Below are 315 nucleotides of genomic sequence, written 5' to 3'. Positions count from 1 at the left end.
GGACTCCGTTAGGTCTGTCTTGATCTTGGTGTGGTCCTGCTGGGCAGAGGTCGGTGGCAGGTGGTGCAGACGCCGGTCCAGCAGTTCAGCAGGTCCTGGAGGGTGTCGAGGATCTGGTAGAGGGTGAGTCCGCTGTGTCGGCTTTTGGGGCCAGCCGCTGCTCGGTGAGGAAGGCGTGGGCGGCGGTGACCAGGGTGGCGTGGTGGTGCCAGCCGTTCCAGGAGCGGCCTTCGAAGTGGTCCAGGCCCAGGCCGTGCTTGAGTTCGCGGTAATCGTGCTCGATGCGCCAGCGGATCTTCGCCAGGCGGACCAGCT

Annotated in this window: 1 protein-coding gene; it reads right to left on the bottom strand. The window is 65.7% G+C overall.

Features of this window, described 5'->3' with window-relative positions; translation table 11 throughout:
• Window positions 1-85 precede the first annotated feature (85 nt).
• On the bottom strand, window positions 86-315 hold a 230-nt coding region (locus AC5WRT_RS39175), incomplete at its 5' end, for a transposase (RefSeq protein ID WP_496101127.1).

It is taken from the genome of Streptomyces sp. NTD91, assembly GCF_059510455.1.
This window is presented reverse-complemented; position numbering and strand designations above follow the sequence as displayed.